We start from the raw sequence: 20,325 nt of genomic DNA on the forward strand, positions 1-20,325 counted from the left end.
TGAAAAATAGCGTGTTCTGAGCTACTTGAGAATAGCTCAGAACATAAGACATGGATTAATTGCGGAATGGATTTGGGTGTCCTGCATGAACGCGATCAATGATCTCACGCTCTTTTTCAGTAAAGGTTTGAATGAACGTCGCTGCAGATTTCATTGGTTTCATTGCCGCAAAACCTTCTTGAATAAACTCATACATGCCATCAAAGTGGTATTTATGTGCCAAGCCTTTACACATTTTAAAGGTCGCATACATCATGGTTGAACGCATATATTTATCGAGTGTTACACCCAACTCATCGAGTAAACGCAATTGTTCATAACGTGCGTCACCTTGATCAAGTTTAACCAACGTATCGCGCATGATTTCATCGGTAAGTGGCGTATCGGCAGGATAGTCGGCTAATAACTGCTGTGCAACCTGTTCATCTAATTGAGTTGCCAACACAGCCAGACTAACGGATTTGGTTCCTGTCTTAATCCCATTTTCAGGCACAAACTTTTCGACTTTATGTGCAAATTTAAGTAATCCCTCAATCTGTTGTGCCAGAGCATCAAAGTCGGGTCCACCATAAAGACGTTTGAGAAAATATTGGGCCATCAATTGATTTTCAGGGCGAGCAAAAAATTCTTGGTGAGTATGCGCAATACGCTCTTTCATCCAGGTTTGAACTTCATGTAAACGTTGTTCAAGCACAGCATCATTATGATAATTAAAAGCTTTGTATTGGAGTAATAGATCATCAAAGGCAGAGAGTTTTGACATATATAAACTTAATTAAAATGAAACAGTAAAATCATAGGCTGCATCATAACGGAGAACCATGACAGCATAAACTCTAAATGTTTAACAATTGGTCACTATAACAGTACACCTAAATGAATCTACAGAAACTGTACAAGGGTTTTTCTGGGATCAACTTAGTTTTGGCTATACTCATTTTTAATATTAATAATGAGCCGCTTAGAGCAATATATGAGTAAACAACAGCCAATATTTGAATTGCGTGATGAAGACGAACTTTCTTTAGAATTGATTGAAGCACAATACGCCTTAAAAAATAGCCGTGATAAGAAAAATGCTAAAAGTGTATTGGTTTTAGTGAGTGGAATTGAGCTGGCTGGTAAAGGTGAGGCGGTTAAACAATTACGAGAATGGTTAGATCCTCGCTATTTACGTGTGAAAGCGGATGCTCCTCAGCTCTTATCAAATAATCAAACCTTCTGGCAGTCCTATACTCGTTTTATTCCTGCGGAAGGGCAAATCGTGGTGATGTTTGGTAACTGGTATAGCGACCTTTTAACTACCGCGATGCATGTGTCCAACCCTTTGGATGAAAATTTATTTGATGCTTATGTTGAGCAGATGCGCGCATTTGAACATGATCTGCAAAATAACCACGTTCATATCGTCAAAGTCTGGTTTGATTTATCTTGGAAATCGCTACAAAAGCGTTTGGATCAGATAGACGCTTCTGAGCAGCGTTGGCATAAATTGCATGGTTTGGATTGGCGCAACAAAAAGCAGTACGACACCTTACAAGGTTTGAGTCAGCGCTTTACCGATGATTGGTATATTGTCGATGGTGAAGATGAAAAACACCGTGATCAATGTTTTGCGCAGTATTTACTACAGACTTTGCAAGAGCTGCCTGAGCATCAAACCAAAGTTACGCAGAAATGGCAGCAAGCTGCGATCCCCAAAGCCTTACTTGAACCTGAACAAGCCAGTTTAGAAAAAAATGACTATAAAGAAGAGCTAAGTAAGCTGACCAAAAAAGTGGCAGATACCTTGCGTTATGACGAGCGTAAAGTGGTGATTGCCTTTGAAGGGATGGATGCGGCGGGTAAAGGTGGTGCGATTAAGCGCATCGTGAAAAAGCTCGACCCTAGAGAATATGAAATTCATACCATTGCAGCCCCTGAGCGTTATGAATTGCGCCGTCCTTATTTGTGGCGTTTCTGGAGCAAGTTGAATGATGGCGGCAAGATCACCATCTTTGACCGTACCTGGTATGGTCGAGTATTGGTTGAGCGGATTGAAGGTTTTGCTTCTACAGTTGAGTGGCAACGTGCTTATAACGAAATTAACCGCTTTGAAGAAAACTTAGTCGATAGCCAAACGGTGATTGTTAAAATTTGGCTGGCAATTAGTAAAGATGAGCAAGCGCTGCGTTTTAAAGCACGTGAACAAACACCACATAAACGTTTTAAAATTACTGAAGAAGATTGGCGTAACCGTGACAAATGGGATGATTATCTCAATGCCGCTGCAGATATGTTTAAACGAACCAATACGGATTACGCACCGTGGTATGTGATTGCAACCGATGATAAGTATTCAGCACGAATTGAAGTATTAAAAGCGATTCTAAAACAACTCAAGGCGGACTAATCTGCCTTGAGTTGTTGTTACATTTAAATTAATTGTTATTTGCCAATTGTGGCGCTGTACGCTGCTGTTGGCGAAAAATGATTAAAGTGGCAATCAAACTGGTGATCGCTGCAAACATGAGCCAAAATGCAGGCATGCTTTTATTACCAGATGTCTGTACCAGATAAGTTGCAATCATCGGGGTCAGCCCACCAAAAATTGAAGTGGCAAAACTATAGGCAACTGAAAAACCAGCAATTCGCACCGAGCTTGGCATCATTTCAGCCAATGAAACCACCAAGGCACCATTATAAAAGCTATACAGTAATGAGAACCACAATAACACCATCAGCATGTGCGGTAAGCTAATGGTATGTGTCAACCACGTGAGTAGTGGATAGGCACTGATAAAGATGAGTATCGTGGTCGTGACCAACAGTGGCTTACGCCCAAATTTGTCCGAGAGATGCCCACCAATAGGCAACAGGATAAAGTTACTCACACCTACCATAATGGTGGCAATCAAACTTTCTGCACGGGTTAGATTCAAGACTTCTTTGCCGTAGGTTGGGGTATAGACGGTAATGAAATAAAACATGGTGGTGGTGGTCGCCACCATACATACACCCGCCAATACAATTTTCCAGTTTGCCGCTAAGGTGGTCAAAATTTGTCGTGTTGTTGGATGTTCTTTGCGTGAGGCAAAGGCTTCTGTTTCAACCAGTGACTTACGCAACCAGAAAATAAAGGGGATGATGGCACAGCCAACAAAGAATGGAATCCGCCATGCCCACGCATCGACCTGAGCCTTGGTAAACACCACACTGACGATATAACCCAAAACGGCTGCGAAAATCACGGCAACTTGCTGACTGGCCGATTGCCAACTGGTAATAAAACCACGGTTATGCGGCTCCGCAATTTCAGCTAAATAGACCGAGACACCACCCAGTTCAACCCCTGCGGAAAAGCCTTGCGCTAGACGCCCCACGAAGATCAATATGGTTGCGGCAAAGCCAATACTGGCATAGCTGGGCGTGAAGGCAATGATTAATGAACCAAAGGCCATAATACTCAGGGTCACCATCAGACCGCGGCGACGGCCGATGCGATCGACATAAGGGCCAAGCACCAAGGCGCCGATTGGCCGCATCAGAAAGCTGACGGCAAATACGAGGAAGGTTTTCATCAGCGCGGCATAGCTGCTGTCTGAATGGAAAAAGGTTTCACCTATGGCTTGTGCGTAGAGTCCGAACAGGAAGAAGTCGTATTGTTCAAGGAAGTTCCCGCTGGTCACGTTGAAAATTGAACGGACCCGAGAAGGAGATTGGCTAGTTTGCACAATGACGCTCCATCATCTATTTATCATCGAGATGTGGAGGTTAAAAATACAATCTTTATCAAAGCTTAAAAAATTAAGTGAATATTAACGTATTTGTGTGGTTTTTTTATGGATCTGTTGCATCACTGTAAATATCTTCATTTTACAATGATGCAGAAGAAGGGCAGGTCGAATTAACCATTGTAACTTTAAGCCACAATAGTACTGCGACTTTTTTGCTGAATACGTTTGGCAAGGTTATAGCAATCTTGTACATGCGCTTCGGTGATTTTACGCATCATGAAATAGCCTAAACTGGCTGCAACAAGTTGCCCGCCTAAGGGAATAAATTTAGTCACTTGTTTGGTGGCGATTTTGGTGAAAAAACCATTAAATGATTTTTTCATGGCAGTACGTGCCACCACAAAACCTGAAAACTCAAAACCACGTTTACGTAGTTCATCCCAGTGAACTTTTTTGGTTTCAGGATCATAAACACTGATATGTTCAGGAGCGAGACCAAAACGTGCATTAATATCTGGAATGATTTGTGTCAGCATGCCTAAATCGACAACAACATCAAAAAATGGAATCGGTACAATCGCTGCACCCGCTGACCAATAGGCACGCTTCTTGGCGAGCTCCAAACATTCATCACGAATCTGTTCCAAGTTCAAACTTGGGTCAATTGCATCAGGAATTTTTTCAATTTTCATAAAGTTATACCTAAAGTCTATCCCTTGATAGTACATTCAATCGTATTGAGTGGTGAAATTCAAAACAATTTTTTTATTGGATTGTGTGTTTAGCGTGACATAGTGATCTGAAGTTGTATAGTGATGATGATAGACATTTTGGTAGAGCAAAATGGTGATTTATTGATGGGGTTATATTAACGCATGGGTATTCATGTTATTCAAAGTCAACGCCTTGACGTGTTATTACAAGGTGTGATGGCATCAATCACTCAGCCAAGTAACTCACCCTTTCAGGTGTTTAAAACCCAGCATTTTATTGTCCCGAGCCCCGCACAAGAACAATGGCTGACGCAAAAAGTTGCCGAACAACAAGGCATGACCGCCAACTATCAATTTCACCAACGCATTCGTGGTTTTCAATGGTATGCCTACCAACAAGTTTTGGAAAATAAAGAGCAAGTGCGTAAAGCCAATATTCCACGTTTGATTTTAAAGTGGCGTATTCATCAAGCCTTACAGCCTTTTATTCAACCCGAACAGAATACTGTTGCGAATGAGCACCCTTTATATTCAATTGTGCAACGGATTTACGACAGCGCCGATCAACTGCAACAAGGCACTGAAAAACAACTTAAAAAACAGAGCATGTTGTATTGGGTGGCGGAGCAGGTTTCACAACTGTTTAACAACTACATGATTTATCGTGGTCATTGTCAACGCGGCTGCCAAAGCAATTGTACTTGTGCAGGGAATTGGTTAGCGACCTGGGGACAGAATAAAGCCTTAAATATCGAACAATTGATTGCGCATACGGATCAACCCACTTCAGCCTTTAGCTTGCAGCAAACTGAACAACTGGAAGCTTGGCAGCGTTGGTTGTGGCAAAACTACTTTCATGATGATTTTGTTGAAATACAAAGCATTGATGCTGATTTCTGGCAGCTTCTAGACAATGAGCAGACACGATCACGAGCTTTGGCACAATTGCCGAGTCAGGTGGTTGTATTTACGATTTTAGATTTACCACCGAGCCAACTGCAATTTTTACGTCGTTTGGGACAGTATCTGGATGTGGTGATTCTGCACTATAACCCATCGCAGGAATATTGGGCCGACAGTGTCGATCCACTCTGGAAAAAGCGTTATGACCTCGGCGTGAAAGAGCGCTATATCGCCAAACATCCCCATGCCAGTGATGCAGACATTACCGCATTCTTCGACAGTTTTAGTCTGGGGTTTAATGCCTTAAATCGAGAGTCTCGGCATCCCTTACTGACACGGTTAGGTAAGCAAGCGCGTGATCATTTTTCCCTGTTATCACAACTGGCAACAGGAGAGGAGGGAAAGTGGGTCGATGCCTTTGTAGAGCAGTTTCCTGAAACGCTACTCGGTAAGATTCAGTCTGATATTTTCTATTTAGCTGAACCTCAGGCTCAGCAATATGAACTTGCGCCTGAGGACGAGTCAATTCAGATTCATGTTTGCCACTCAAGTGTGCGACAGTTGGAAGTCTTAAAAGAACAGTTGCTGTATTGGTTATCTCAAGCAGATACGACACCGCGTCGCCCAAGTGATGTGCTGGTTTTGACCCCGAATCTAGCCGAGCTTGAGCCTTTAATTCGCAGTGTCTTTCCTGCGGTTGCAAATGAACATGAAGTATTTTTACCCGTTAAAATTGCTGGGGTGGCGCAGTTAGATGCGTTAAATGCATGGCGTGCTGTACTTGGACGCTTGCAATTGACACAGGGTCGTTTTACGCAGGATGACTTTGCTGATTGGCTCAATCTTTCCGCGACGCAACAACGTTATGGGTTGGATTACACACAGGTACAACGGATTCTGAGTTTACTCGATGATGCTGGCTTTAAGCGTGGTTTGGATGCTGAACATTTAAAACAAACGCTCAGTGATGACGATCAAGACTACCGTTATAGTTTTAAATTTGCCCTCGATCGTTTGGCGCTTGGGATTGCCGTGCCAGCCCATGTGATGGTGCAAGACATCTTAAGTTATGCGCTGGTGCAACCAAGCGATTTTGAACTGATTGGGATTTTGATTCAGATTTATCACCAGCTATCGGCACGGCGAGACTGGTTGGTGGCGCATGAACAAGGACAGCGTTTGCCTGTTGAAGTCTGGTTACAACGCATCAAACAGGATGTGCAAGAGTTTGAACAAGCCGATGTGGTTGCTTTAAAAGCAATCCGTGAAATTATTCAGAAGCAAGAACGTATGCTGACTTTGGCCAGCTATTATGAAGATACCGAAACCCAGTTACGCCAAATTTCCTTGCCTTTGCCTTATATTGTTGAAGAAATTCAACGCACTTTAGAAAGCCAGTCTGCGCAAGTTGAACCGACAGGACAAATCACCTTTAGTCAGGTTGGACAGATTCGTCCGATTCCTTATCGGCTGATTGTACTGTTGAATTTGGATACAGGTAAATTTCCAAATCGAGATAGCCATATTCCGTTTGATTTGATGGATGCACTGCGTCAGCAATTGGGTGATCGTTCTCGTTTGGAGGATGATCAGGGGGCATTTTTGGATGCCATCTTATTGGCACAAGAACAGGTTTGGCTGTTTTATAATGGCTTTGATCTCAATGATGGCGAAGTCAGAGAGCCATCCAGTGTGTTGCAGGGTTTCCGCGAGCATTTGGCTTTGATTGTAAAACCGACTAGCCGCGAAGATGGTCCTCCTTTATCCGAAGCGGATTTAGCCGGATTGAATGCTTTGCAAGTCCCTGCACAGCTTTATCCGTTGTATCATTTACATCGTCTACAACCGTTCGATCCACTCGGCTTTGTTTCGGATCGTCCTGTGCGCTTTCAAGACCAATGGTTTAAGGTCGCTTCACAGATTCAGCAGGTGAAGGGTGAGCGACAGGCGTGGGCCAATACCGTCTATCCCGTTGAACAAAATGAAATGATCATTTTGGAGAGTCAGCAATGGATTCAAGATATCAGTTTCCCTGCGCGGCTGTATTTAAAGACATTAGGTGTGGAAAATTTAACCGCACAAGCATCGCTTGATCAAGCTGAACCATTATTACTCGATGGTCTCGGTAAATATGCCATTCGACATTTTTTACAGCTGCAGGATGACCAGCTCTCTCCAAGTCTTTTGCAAGATCAGTTGCCCGTTGGCAAAGTTCAGCACAGTGCTTGGCAGCAAAGTCGCTTAGAGCAGCAACGCTTGTTGGAGCGCTTGCAGCAATATGCCCCAGCACCGACTGAAACCACGCAACGGGTTTGGCGGGTCTCGAAACAATTACAAATCGCCTGTGTGACCCCGAAACAACTAACCCAAGATTGGGTCAGTTTGGAGGCGTCAAGTGCACGTGCCAAGCGCTTTACCAAAGTCTGGCTGGAATATCTGCTTTGGTTGGCGCTAATCAATAGTGACGCTGCTACAGAGAAGCGTCGAATTGTAGTGTTTAGCGATCAGACCGTGATTTGTGAAGGCTTAAGTTCACAACAGGCACAGCATTATTTAAAGGCATGGTTACAGCTTTGGCACGATGCACAGCAGCAGCCTGTGGTCTTGCCTGCTGCCTTAGTGTTAAAGCCTTTAGAAAAGGGCAAGCAATATGTGTGGATTGAGCTGGATTCAACTCAGGTGTTAACTGAAGAGAGTCAAAAGCAAGTATTGAAAGACTGGAATGATACGGGTGATTTCTCGGGTTTTGATATGACCCAGAATGAAGCTTGTAAATTGCACCGTGATTGGCAATTCATTTTGCAGGAACAAGATGCAACCGCTTTATTGCAGTATGCCTGTGATCATTATTCCTATGCGTTGTATCAACCGATTTTTGAATTTTTACGGGTGGAGTAAGAGATGAACTCGAAGTATCCCGTATCTTATCGGCCGATTGGTGATATTCAATTTGAAGGGCTGCATTTAATCGAAGCCTCAGCAGGGACAGGGAAAACCTATACGCTATCCAGTTTGATGGTGCGGATTTTCTTAGAGAAATATTTGCCCAATCAGGTGATTGCCACCACCTTTACCCGTGCTGCAGCCGCAGAACTCAAAACACGTATCCGTTTGCGTCTGGTCGAAATCCTTGAATTTTTAGAGCCTTTCCGTGATGTATTGGAACAAGATATTCAGGCCAAGGCATTACAAGAGTCTGATCCCTTAAAACAACAGGTCTTACAAAACTTTGCGCCGCGGATTGCCTATGCCTGTGAACGGCTAAAATTGGTGATTGATCAGTTAGATGAATTGTTCGTCGGAACCTTGGATAGCTTTAGCCAAAAGCTATTGCGTGAGTTTGCCTTTGAAAGTGGTAAAATCGAACGCGCTGAAATCACAGAGGATGCCAAAAGCTATACCCGTCAATTAATTCATGATGTGTTGCGGGAATGGATTCAGACCCAACCACAGCAAGTAATCAATGCCTTGTATAGTGTGGGGGGGCTGAAAAGTGTCGATCATTTTGTCGGGATGGTGGAAAGCTCGCTGAATTTTAGTTCGGCACAATTTAAACTACCTGCCATGCCTGAAATTGAGTTGGCTCAGTTGCAGCAGTGGCAACTGCAAGCACAGCAGATTGACCTGAGCAGCTTGGCTGAATACTTTCAGTTAGAGGGCGCCTATTATGCACATATCAATGGTGCTTCTTTCCGTAACAATGCCTTTCATAAACTGTTTACAGAATCCTTGCCGCCCTTATTAACTGCACTCAACAGTCCTGAGAATATACAGATCTTTGATGCCTATTTTGCCGATGCACGTGATGCGGTATTTAAGTTTTTAGACAAACTCGAAGCACAAAAAATTTTTAAGAAATGTCCTGCAGAAATTGCCGAAGGCTTCTATCAACATCCATGCGTGTTGCAACTGCAACAGCTGTTTCAAGCTGTACAGCAGACTCAGCAAGAATTTGAGCAGTTACAGGTCTATTTAAAAGCTTATTTGTGTGTTGAAGTCAAAAAGCGTTTGCCTCAAGTGTTGCAGCAAAAAGGGGAGACCACCTTTGCTCAGCAAATCAAAACCCTGTCTGAAGCTTTAAAAGGTGAGCAAGGACAATCTTTCGCGGTATTTGTACAGTCACGCTATCCATTGATTCTAGTGGATGAGTTTCAGGATACCAACCAAGATCAAGATGATATGTTGGCCAGTATCTGGCGCCATCCACAGCGTTATCAAAAGGGCTGCATGATTATGGTGGGTGACCGTAAGCAGGCGATTTATGGTTTCCGTGGTGGAGACATGCTGACCTTTCTGAATGCTTATCAGGATATTATGGCCAAACAGGGGCGTGAGTATAAGTTGGTGCATAACCACCGCTCGGTGAAAGAACTGGTGGAAGTGGTGGATGTGCTATTTCAGCGCCAGATCGATTTTGGTGAGCAGGTCAGCTATGACCCGATTCAAGCAGGTTCACGTCCACATCCCGCCTTGGTTGAAAATGCACAATTTAATCCGCAGCCTTTACGTTGGGTACAACTACAAGAAGGCAATGAACATGCCACACAGGTGGCGTGGCAGATTCAGCACTTACTCAACCAATCGTATTTAAAGCAATTGTACTTAGAGGGTGATGTTCCGACTGCGATTGATGAAGATGATATTGCCATTCTTTCGCGTAGCCATCGCCAACTGGATGAAGTGCAATATGTATTGGAACGTATGGGGATTCGGGTCAATCGACCATCGAAACGCAGTGTGTTTGATTCCAGCATTGCACAGGATGTGGGGGCCCTGCTCACGGCGTTGCTTCATCCTTATGATGAAGCCAAGCTCAAACGGGCTTTGCTCAGTCGTTTATTTGGCTTTGATTTGGCTCGACTATTGGCCTTAGAACAAAGTGCAGAAGGCTTGAGTGATTATATTCAGCAGTTTGATGATATACGTGAAATGTGGCTGAATCAGGGCTTTTTATCGGCATGGCAGCGCTGCTTAAATCAGTTTGGTCTTTGGCAGCAACTGGTGGCCACACAAAGTAAAGACAATGAACGTGCCGTGGTGAATCTACGCCACCTCACTGATCTGTTGAGTCAGCACAGTGAACATGTACAAGGGATGCAAAACCTGTATCACTGGTATTTAAAACAATTAAATTCGCCAAGTGATCGCGATTGGGAGCTTGAACACAAGCTGTCGAGTGAAGCGGGTGTGCAACTGATGACTATTCACCAGTCCAAAGGCTTGGAGTTTAAAATCGTCTTTTTACTGGGGGCGAATAAGGCTTTTGCTGAAGTACAGAAAACACTGAATTTTTCTACCACTGAAATCCAGTTGCCTGAGACGGGTCAAATACGGACGCAACGGGTGGTAGCCGTGGCGGATAAAAATTTTTTACAGCAAACTGAGCTGGATCAACATCAGCAACGCGCTTTAGCGGAACAAAACCGGTTGTGGTATGTGGCACTGACGCGTGCCAGTCACCGTGTTTACGCCGTGTTTGAACCGGAAAAAGGCGATAAAAATAAGTTTTCAGGTTTGGCTTTTTGGAAGAATCAGGGCGATAACTTTCAACATCCCTATAGTGCCGATGCTGCGCTGATCTTAGCGCGACCACAAGCCTTACAGATGCAACAAACTCAACAACAGCGCGTACTGTTGGCCCAAACACTGCCGACACAACGTTTTTATGCACGCGGAAAAACCAGTTTTAGCTATCTGGCACAACATTTAAAGCATAAAGCGACTCGGGCTGATCGCTTGGCCAATATCGATACTGATTTTGAGCAAGCTGAAGATGAGTTGAATCTTGCTGAATTGGAAAATAAAACCACGGCTCAGCCGATTGCCTGGATTAAACAGTATTTCCCGAAAGGGACTTTGGCTGGCAATTTCTTGCATGAGATTTTTGAGCAGATTGATTTTCAGCAACCCCACATGTGGGTGGAAGAAATTCGCCGTCGTTTTAAAAATACCTATCAAAGTTTATGGTCAGAATTGTTGCAGCAATATCAGCTGCATTTTCCTGAACAAGAAAATAGCGAGCAGCAACTGTATCAATGGATTGCTGATTGGCTTGGTGAGGTATTACACACGCCACTCAATCAGGGTTTTCAGTTAAAGCAATTAGCTGCAGGACAATACTTGTCTGAATGTCCTTTCTATCTGTCTTTATCGGATCGAGTGCTGGCGATGCAGCGTGTACAGCAGCTGTTTGAGGAATATGGCATCGAAATGCCAGAGTTACTCGAGGCTAAATCTGCCCGTTACTTGAATGGCTCTATTGACTTGGTTTACTTCGATGGTCAGCGTTACCATATTGCCGATTATAAGAGTAATTATCTGGGAGCGGAGCAACTGGATTATCAGCAGCCTCAGATTGCAGAAAGTATGTCGCTGTCGAGTTATTGGTTACAAGCAGCGTTATATCTGGTGGCACTACATCGTTATCTGTCGGTGAAATTGCAGGATTATGATATGCAGCAGCATTTAGGCGGCGCATCTTATCTGTATTTGCGAGGCATGAATGGGCAGGCGCAGCAAGGTTGTTACTATTGGAAGCCTGAGGATGAGTTTATCTTGCGTTTGGATGCAATACTTGGATATTTTTCTGAGGATAAAGCTGGAAAAATGGTGTAGATAAAGTGCATGATTTTAAATTAAACAAAAGCTTAGGTTGTGAATAACTCTGTTTATAACCTTGTGGACAAGCGTGTGGGTAAGTTTGAGGATAACTCTGTGGACAAACAAGTTGATGATCAGTCAGCACAAATGACATGGTTAAATATGTGGAGTAACTACCTCTCACAAGCACCATTTTCTCAATCTACTCAAACCGTTAACGCTGCACAGGTACTACAACAACTGGTTGAAGCCAGCTTACAAGGAGACAGTTGTATTGAGGCTGATGCAGCACAGATTGAAGCACTGGCCGATTTGGCCATTTCGAGTGAAAATGCAGTCACTCAAGTTGCCCCATGTGTCTATGATCAGCAGGGCTTGGCATTATACCGATATTGGCATCTAGAGCAACGCCTCGCACAGCAGATTTGTCGATTAAAGCGACAAACGATTCAGGTGGTTGATGCTGAACATTATCAAGACTTATTGAGTGACGTGCACCAGCAGGCTGCACTGAAAATGGTGCTGCAACAAGGTCTGAGCATTATTACCGGCGGTCCAGGGACAGGTAAAACCTATACCTTGGCACGTATTATTGCAGCCCTCAACCAGACCATTCCCGATATTCGTATTGCCATGGCTGCACCGACAGGTAAAGCCGCGCAACGTATGCAGGAAGCATTACAGAACTCATTGAATGATCCAAAATTATTGGAATCAGGTTTAATTACAGATGAGTTGCGTAATCAAACCACGCAGACCTTGCACCGTTTACTGGGCATGGGCAATCGACAAATACCGAGGTTTAATCAAAAACAGCTTTTGCCTTATGACGTGATTGTGGTTGATGAAGCCTCAATGCTGGATTTGAATTTGGCAACTCTATTATTCGAGGCAGTCCCAGATCAATGCCGAATTATTTTGCTTGGTGATGCCAATCAGTTGGCTTCGGTTGATGTCGGCTCGGTTTTGGCTGATTTACAGCAAGTACAGGCATTGGCTGAAAACCGAGTCCAGCTACAGACCAGCCGTCGTTTCTCTGGTGAAGCCAAGATTGGGCAATTCGCTCGATTTATTCAGGCGCAACAAGATCTAAGCGACCCCGATTTAGTCTTATCAAAACTAGAGACGGAAATTGTTCAGGCTGCACCTTTGCAAGCCATTTCCTTGAATAAAGATATGCCTGACCTGATCCAGCTGGAATATCTACCCGAGCAGCAGGATGTGGAGATTGAACCTTATCAACATCAGTTAATGGCTGGATTTCAAGCTTATATCGAAGCTTTGAAACATTATATACAGGCAGATGAACCTGCCGAACAGATTCAGAACGTGATTCAAGCCTTTGATGATTATCGAATCTTAACGGCAGTTCGACATGGGCCACTGGGGATTGAACAACTGAATCGTTATGCCGGACATTGGCTCAATCAGCAACTCAAACAAATCGCTGTTGGAGACTGGTATATCGGGCGTCCTGTAATGATGACCTATAATGACTATCAGCTTGGAATTTCCAATGGTGATATCGGAATCTGTTTTAAACATCGCACCCAGTCACAGCAATTTGAAGTCTTTTTCCCGAGCTTAAATAAGTGGATTGCAGCACATCGACTGCCACGCAGTATGCAAACCGCCTTTGCTTTAACTATTCATAAATCACAAGGCTCGGAGTTTACCCATACCGCGATTGTTTTAGATGCGCATGCCGAGAAGCTGTTGAGTCAGGAATTGATTTATACCGCAGTCACCCGTGCTAAAAAAGTGGTGAGTATTTTGGCTGATTCAAAGGCTTTGCAGCAGGCATTGACAATACGGACTGTTCGTCGTAGCGGTTTAGTGCAAAAGATCAATTTGAACAGATTGTGAACTTATTCTTTAGAATTCACTATTTTGTAAGTAAAAGCTTACAAGGATTCGAGATATTGTCGCTAGAGCAAGCGCAAGGTTTTTGAGATTATGTACACACAAAGAGCCTAGCATGGAAAGCTAGGTAAATCGCAAAAATATAATAATAACGTCGTATGACAGCGAACTTACAGTGAAGTAAGTGATAAAAGAGGAAACTTACAGCCGCTAAGCCTTGTAGTTTTGGGAGAGACTACAGGGCTTTTTTATTTTCATGTCAAAATTCACTATAAAATCAACATAATCCATATCGCTCATAAAGTATTCTGAGAATATGTGAAAATTCATGCTTTTCGGAATATGAATCTATTTCGCTTCAATTAAATGATTAAATAAAAGGAAGAAATATAAAACTTATTGTCTGACAATTTTTTGTTATTATTAAGTTAAATGTTATACAGACTTGTACGTTTTTTCTTACACAGAGATAAGAAAAATGCTATTTTTCTTCACAATTGAATCTGACAGAATAGTCGGTATAGGAAGAGCGAATAGCAAGAGAAACAACAATAAAAGAGAAGGGTGTGGAGTCTGCATTCAGAGGGTCTGAATGGTATAGGAAAAAAGAATAAAAAATAACAAAATTAAGAAGAATGATAAGTTCAAGCGCAAAAGCCCAAGTTTAACTTGGGCTTTTTTGTGCGTGTGATTTGGATGAATAGCCCTTATACCAAATCTGCTTCAGTACTGTCAGTTGCGAACAATGAGCGACGTTGATTTTTTGGAATCTTTGGGCAGTTGGTTGAGATTTGATAAAGTGTTTTTGCCAAGGCTGGTAAGTGGGTACCGACCACAGATTTGCCTGTGGTTAACAGCGATACACTGATATCCCGTTCAGGATCAGCCCAGCATAGAATATTGGAAAAGCCAATATGTCCAAAAGCTTGTCCTGTCATTGGGCCAAACAAGCCGACAGGATTACTGCCGAGCATTGGACCCAACGCATAGCGCATTGGAGCTAATAGGGTCCGATCTAAGCTAACACCAGAGGTTGGCAGGGTGGAGCGGAATACAGTTTGAGCACTCATAATTTGTTTGCCCTGATATTCTCCTCCACTTAATAGCATTTCAAAAAAACGTCCTGCTTGTTCGGCACTGGTATAGATGTTGCCAGCTGGGCAAATGGTGTCCATGAAACGGGTATCATTGGTGACATCGACTGCAAGCTGTAGACCGCCACCGAGTACATGGTTGAGATAATGATCTGTACCTAAACTTGGATGGATACCTGTCGCATAGTTCAAGGCAACATCAGCGCGATATTCAGGTTTTAAACCATAATTGAAATAATCCAAGCCCATTGGTTTTTCAATATTTTCAGCCAAAAACTCTCGAACGCTTTGACCTGTTACACGTTGAACGATTTCACCCAGAATATAACCTGCGGTAACAGCATGGTAGGCAAGATGAGTCCCTGAAGGAGAAACGGGTTTAGCGGCACAGAGCAGTTTTAAAATATCATCTTGGTTAAACAGAAGTTCTGGTGTGACTTCAGTGTCGATACGTGGAATACCACCACGATGGGAGAGTAGATGGAAAATCGTGGCACGACGTTTACCATTCACGCCATATTCCGGAATGTAATAACTAATCGGATCAAGTAAATTTAGCTCACCACGTTCATCCAACATATGAATCAACATCGCCGTGACCATTTTGGATGCAGAGAACAGGCAGACTGGTGTATCTGGGCTGCCGATTTTGGCATTGGTTGCTAAGCCATCTGGGGAGTTGCCTTGCGCATAGCCGATGCTACGATTTAAAAGAATTTTCCCCTGACGACGTAAACATAAAGTAATGAGTGGATAATTGCCTGTTTTATATAGACCTTCAACACTGTTCCATATCTTTTGAATCTGTCTCTCAGTCATACCACCCGATTCGGCTGAGACCTCTTCTTTACTGCGAATCACTTGATTTAAGTCATGTGGTACATAACAGGTATTGGTTGATAAAATTTTCACGATTCCCTCGCAATATTTTCGTTTTCTTTCTTCTCTGTCATAAATTGAAAACAGAACAAGGGTAGTGTGCCTATTTTGTTCAATGCTGTCAGCTGCCGAATTGCCGGCAGATATAAAACAATTTTGCAATATAGCGATAGATCACTTAAAATGGGCGCCTTGCTGTAGTGATGCACGGCAGTCGGTTGGTTTCAACTGATCATTATCATTTTATTTTTGTAAGCATCTCGGAGAAATCGAATGGCTTTAACTAACACTGATCGCGCAGAGATCATCGCTAAATTTGCTCGTGCTGAAAACGACACTGGTTCACCTGAAGTACAAGTTGCTTTATTGACTGCTCAAATCAATGATTTGCAAGGTCACTTTAAAGAACACAAACACGACCATCATAGCCGTCGTGGTTTGATCCGTATGGTTAACCAACGTCGTAAATTACTTGACTACTTAAACGGTAAAGATCACGGTCGTTATGTTGCTTTGATCGGCGCATTAGGTTTACGTCGTTAATTCGATTTTACTTTGTTTTCGCTATTTCGCATGTTGCAATGCTTTATCGCTGAAAAGAGAGTTTCATCTAATTTACCTTAGATGATTTTTAGAAGGGGCGCTTGTTCGCTCCTTCTTTGTGTTTAAATTTATTTAAAATTTTGATCTAGTGCGATGGCTTCTAAGCTTTGTCATTTATCTACACAGCAGTTGTAGTCTGAATGCCAAACCTTAGGGGTCTCACTAGAATAAAACTAGGAAAATATAATACATGTCAATGTTTAATATCGTTCGTAAAGAATTCCAATTTGGTCAACACCAAGTTGTTTTAGAAACGGGTCGTGTTGCACGTCAAGCAAATACAGTTTTAGTTACCATGGGTGGCGTGACTGTGCTCGTTGCGGTTGTGGCTCAGCCTAAAGCAAAAGCGGGTCAAGACTTTTTCCCGTTAACTGTTAACTATCAAGAAAAACAATATGCTGCTGGTCGTATCCCAGGTGGTTATGGCAAGCGTGAAGGTCGTGCTTCTGAAGCTGAAACTTTAATTTCACGTCTGATTGACCGTCCGATTCGTCCGTTGTTCCCAGAAGGTTATTTCAACGAAATCCAAGTGACAGCAACAGTTGTTTCTTCTGATAAGACGATGGATGCCGATATTGCTGCAATGTTAGGTACTTCAGCTGCATTATCGATTGCAGGTACACCATTCCGTGGTCCGATTGGTGGTGCGCGTGTTGGTTTAATCAATGGCGAATACGTACTTAACCCGAACTTTGAACAACTTGCACAATCTGATCTTGACCTTGTGGTTGCGGGTACAGAATCTGCTGTGCTTATGGTTGAATCTGAAGCGAAAGAACTTTCAGAAGATCAAATGTTGGGTGCAGTTCTTTTCGGTCATGACGAAATGCAAATTGCGATTCAAGCAATTAAAGAGTTTGCAGCAGCAGCTGGTGCAGTTGAATCAACTTGGGTTGCGCCAAGCAAAAACGAAGCACTTCTTGAGCAATTAAAAACTGCTTTTGAAGCGAAAATTTCTGAAGCATATACCATTGCAGTAAAGCAAGATCGTTATGCAGCACTTGATGCACTTTATGCAGAAGCCGTTGCTCAGTTCGTTCCTGAAAATGACGAAACTGGTATTGCTGATGAAGTAAACGAATTATTTGAAGATCTTAAATACCGTACTGTACGTGACAACATCTTGTCTGGTAAGCCGCGTATCGATGGTCGTGATACCAAGACTGTTCGTGGTATTGACGTTCAGGTTGGTGTATTAGGTCGTGCGCACGGTTCTGCATTATTCACACGCGGTGAAACTCAAGCGTTAGTTACAACGACTTTGGGTAATACACGTGATGCGTTGATGGTTGATACGCTTTCTGGTACCAAAACTGACAACTTTATGTTGCACTACAACTTCCCTGCATATTCTGTAGGTGAAACGGGTCGTGAATCAGGTCCTAAACGTCGTGAAATCGGTCATGGTCGTTTAGCACGTCGTGGTGTTCAAGCCGTTCTTCCTGCGGCTGATCGTTTCCCGTATGTGATCCGTATCGTATCTGATATTACTGAATCTAATGGTTCATCTTCTATGGCTTCTGTATGTGGTGCTTCATTGTCACTTATGGATGCTGGTGTACCATTGAAAGCACCAGTTGCGGGTATCGCAATGGGCTTGGTTAAAGAAGGTGAGCGTTTTGCCGTTCTTTCTGACATCTTAGGTGATGAAGATCACTTGGGCGATATGGACTTTAAAGTTGCGGGTTCTGCCAACGGTATTACTGCACTTCAAATGGACATCAAGATCGAAGGGATCACTGAAGAGATCATGGAAGTGGCATTAAACCAAGCATTTGCTGGTCGTATGCACATCCTGAATGAAATGAACAAAGTCATTTCACGTGCACGTTCAGAAATCAATGCACATGCGCCGACGTTTGAAGTGATCAACATCAACCCTGATAAGATCCGTGACGTGATTGGTAAAGGTGGTGCAACCATCCGTGCGATTACTGAAGAGACTAAAGCAGCGATTGATATCGAAGATAACGGTACTGTACGCGTGTTTGGTGAAACTAAAGCGGCTGCGAAAGCTGCGATTGCGAAAATCCAAGCGCTTACTGCAGAAGTTGAACCAGGTACAATCTATGCGGGTAAAGTTATTCGTATCGTTGAATTTGGTGCATTCGTCAATATCATGCCAGGTACTGACGGTTTGCTTCACATTTCACAAATCTCAAATGAGCGTATTGCGAATGTGACTGACGTATTAAAAGAAGGTCAGGACGTTAAAGTACAAGTTGCTGATGTCGACAACCGTGGTCGTATCAAGTTGACAATGAAAGACATTGAACAAGCTTAATGCTAGCAGGCATTTTGCTTAAAAAAAGCGCATTGTTTTAACAATGCGCTTTTTTATTAAGTGAATGATTGTTAAGAACATAAAAAACTGAAACTATAAACATAAAATTTCTTGATATTAGACATTAGTCTAATGCTTTAATTGTGTGCCTCACAATTAACGTAGAATTCCCCAAATTTCCGTGCCTGCCTGCGTTTATGTGGTTTTAGATAGACAGTCGGAAGTCTATTTGTTCATCTCAATATGAAGGAATATCGCACATGCTTGTCGATCATGTCGCCACAGGTCAAGATGACCAACAGCCTCCCAAGAAACCAAAGTTTTATCAGATTCTCTATGTGCAAGTGATCTTCGCGATTGTCGCGGGGATATTGTTAGGTCATTTCTTCCCAGAATTAGGTGAAAGCTTGAAGCCACTCGGCGAAGCCTTCATTAAATTAGTTAAAATGATTATTGCTCCTGTAATTTTCCTGACCGTTGTGACAGGGATTGCAGGCATGAAAAACCTCGGCAGTGTAGGTCGGGTGACCGCGAAGGCCATGATCTACTTCCTGACGTTTTCAACCTTGGCCTTGATCGTAGGATTGATTGTCGGGAATGTGATTGAGCCAGGTCACGGTTTGAATATTGATCCAAGTAGCTTGCACAGTACCAAAGTTGATGAATATGCTGCCAAAGCACATGAGTCGACGATTACGGGCTTCTTGATGAATATTATTCCAGATACATTGGTCAGTCCATTTGTATCAGGTCAAATTCTTCAAGTCCTGTTTGTCGCGGTATTGTTTGGTTTGGCTTTGGCAAAATCAGGTGATTTAGGTCGTCCAGTCACAGATTTTCTACAGCAGCTCACTACGCCAGTATTTACCTTAGTCGGTATGTTGATGAAGTTTGCGCCGATTGGTGCATTCGGTGCCATGGCCTTTACCATTGGTGCTTATGGGATCAGTTCAATCGGTAATTTGATGTTATTGATTGCGACCTTCTACATTACCGCTTTGCTGTTCGTGATTATTATTTTGGGCGCAGTGGCTCGCTATAATGGTTTCTCGATTATTGATCTGATTCGTTATATTAAAGACGAACTTTGGTTGGTACTCGGAACAAGCTCATCAGAAGCAGCATTACCGTCATTGATGGCAAAAATGGAAAAAGCGGGCTGTGAAAAGTCGGTGGTTGGTCTGGTGATTCCAACGGGTTATTCATTTAACCTTGATGGTACCAATATTTACATGACATTGGCGGCATTGTTCATCGCCCAAGCCTGTAATATTGAATTAACCCTCACGCAACAAATCACGATTCTGTTGGTGGCGATGCTGAGCTCTAAAGGTGCAGCAGGCATCACAGGTGCAGGCTTTATTACTCTGGCTGCGACACTGTCGGTTGTTCCTGCAATTCCAGTCGCAGGTATGGCATTGATTCTGGGTATCGACCGCTTTATGTCAGAATGCCGTGCATTAACCAACTTGGTGGGTAATGCTTGTGCCACAATCGTGGTGGCAAAATGGGATAATGCGTTGGACAAAGAGCAACTTGACCAAGCCCTTAAATATGGTGTGGTTGAGAAGAAAGAAGTGTAATCTTCCTGAGATTCGGAAAAGCCTCCATGCTGTGCATGTGAGGCTTTTTTATTGGATGTCGTTTTAGTCCTGTAATAGCCGTAGCTT

General features: G+C 43.1%; 11 protein-coding genes. 7 read left to right on the top strand and 4 right to left on the bottom strand.

Annotated features, from left to right (window positions below):
- Positions 1-55: 55 nt before the first annotated feature.
- Positions 56-763: a hypothetical protein gene (locus A7P54_RS18060; RefSeq protein WP_171550399.1), complete on the bottom strand. Its 708-nt coding sequence runs from the start codon at positions 761-763 to the stop codon at positions 56-58.
- A gap of 210 nt (positions 764-973) precedes the next feature.
- Between A7P54_RS18060 and A7P54_RS18065 the strand changes: the two genes are divergently transcribed.
- On the top strand, positions 974-2,392 hold the full coding sequence (locus A7P54_RS18065) for a phosphate--AMP phosphotransferase (protein ID WP_171550400.1): 1,419 nt from the start codon (positions 974-976) through the stop codon (positions 2,390-2,392).
- Positions 2,393-2,420: 28 nt separating this feature from the next.
- Here A7P54_RS18065 and A7P54_RS18070 read toward each other — a convergent pair whose 3' ends face one another.
- Positions 2,421-3,713, bottom strand: a complete 1,293-nt coding sequence (locus tag A7P54_RS18070; protein ID WP_171550401.1) for a tricarballylate/proton symporter TcuC — start codon at positions 3,711-3,713, stop codon at positions 2,421-2,423.
- A 188-nt stretch (positions 3,714-3,901) separates the two neighbouring features.
- Positions 3,902-4,408, bottom strand: coding sequence for a hypothetical protein (locus tag A7P54_RS18075; RefSeq protein ID WP_033133207.1), 507 nt, complete (start codon positions 4,406-4,408; stop codon positions 3,902-3,904).
- 183 nt (positions 4,409-4,591) lie between these two features.
- Between A7P54_RS18075 and A7P54_RS18080 the strand changes: the two genes are divergently transcribed.
- From A7P54_RS18080 to recD, 3 genes are all read left to right on the top strand, one after another.
- A complete protein-coding gene (locus A7P54_RS18080) occupies positions 4,592-8,230 on the top strand; it encodes an exodeoxyribonuclease V subunit gamma (RefSeq protein WP_171550402.1) in 3,639 nt (1,212 codons plus the stop codon).
- 3 nt (positions 8,231-8,233) lie between these two features.
- Positions 8,234-11,947 (top strand): UvrD-helicase domain-containing protein, encoded by a 3,714-nt coding sequence (locus tag A7P54_RS18085; protein WP_171550403.1) that lies wholly within the window; start codon positions 8,234-8,236, stop codon positions 11,945-11,947.
- Between the two features lie 99 nt (positions 11,948-12,046).
- On the top strand, positions 12,047-13,798 hold the full coding sequence (gene recD, locus A7P54_RS18090) for an exodeoxyribonuclease V subunit alpha (RefSeq protein ID WP_354667342.1): 1,752 nt from the start codon (positions 12,047-12,049) through the stop codon (positions 13,796-13,798).
- A gap of 704 nt (positions 13,799-14,502) precedes the next feature.
- On the opposite strand, the gene A7P54_RS18095 is transcribed toward recD, so the two are convergent.
- Positions 14,503-15,801 carry a serine hydrolase gene (locus tag A7P54_RS18095; RefSeq protein WP_171550405.1) on the bottom strand — a complete coding sequence of 433 codons (1,299 nt, stop codon included), beginning with the start codon at positions 15,799-15,801 and terminating at the stop codon, positions 14,503-14,505.
- Between the two features lie 240 nt (positions 15,802-16,041).
- Between A7P54_RS18095 and rpsO the strand changes: the two genes are divergently transcribed.
- The 3 genes from rpsO to A7P54_RS18110 all read left to right on the top strand — a co-directional run bounded on the left by rpsO (position 16,042) and on the right by A7P54_RS18110 (position 20,238).
- A complete protein-coding gene (gene rpsO, locus A7P54_RS18100; protein ID WP_004656162.1) occupies positions 16,042-16,311 on the top strand; it encodes a 30S ribosomal protein S15 in 270 nt (89 codons plus the stop codon).
- A 256-nt stretch (positions 16,312-16,567) separates the two neighbouring features.
- Entirely contained in the window at positions 16,568-18,655 is a 2,088-nt protein-coding gene (pnp, locus tag A7P54_RS18105; RefSeq protein WP_171061149.1) for a polyribonucleotide nucleotidyltransferase, read from the top strand.
- Positions 18,656-18,915: 260 nt separating this feature from the next.
- A complete protein-coding gene (locus A7P54_RS18110) occupies positions 18,916-20,238 on the top strand; it encodes a dicarboxylate/amino acid:cation symporter (RefSeq protein ID WP_004802372.1) in 1,323 nt (440 codons plus the stop codon).
- The last annotated feature ends 87 nt before the right edge of the window (positions 20,239-20,325 follow it).

This window comes from Acinetobacter sp. Ac_3412, from assembly GCF_013072675.1.
GTDB lineage: Bacteria > Pseudomonadota > Gammaproteobacteria > Pseudomonadales > Moraxellaceae > Acinetobacter > Acinetobacter higginsii.

Coding starts and splice junctions, on each gene's coding strand:
- A7P54_RS18110 (WP_004802372.1), top strand. CDS start 18,916: ATGCTTGTCGATCATGTCGCCACAGGTCAAGATGACCAACAGCCTCCC.
- rpsO (WP_004656162.1), top strand. CDS start 16,042: ATGGCTTTAACTAACACTGATCGCGCAGAGATCATCGCTAAATTTGCT.
- A7P54_RS18080 (WP_171550402.1), top strand. CDS start 4,592: ATGGGTATTCATGTTATTCAAAGTCAACGCCTTGACGTGTTATTACAA.
- A7P54_RS18085 (WP_171550403.1), top strand. CDS start 8,234: ATGAACTCGAAGTATCCCGTATCTTATCGGCCGATTGGTGATATTCAA.
- pnp (WP_171061149.1), top strand. CDS start 16,568: ATGTTTAATATCGTTCGTAAAGAATTCCAATTTGGTCAACACCAAGTT.
- A7P54_RS18060 (WP_171550399.1), bottom strand. CDS start 763: ATGTCAAAACTCTCTGCCTTTGATGATCTATTACTCCAATACAAAGCT.
- A7P54_RS18065 (WP_171550400.1), top strand. CDS start 974: ATGAGTAAACAACAGCCAATATTTGAATTGCGTGATGAAGACGAACTT.
- A7P54_RS18075 (WP_033133207.1), bottom strand. CDS start 4,408: ATGAAAATTGAAAAAATTCCTGATGCAATTGACCCAAGTTTGAACTTG.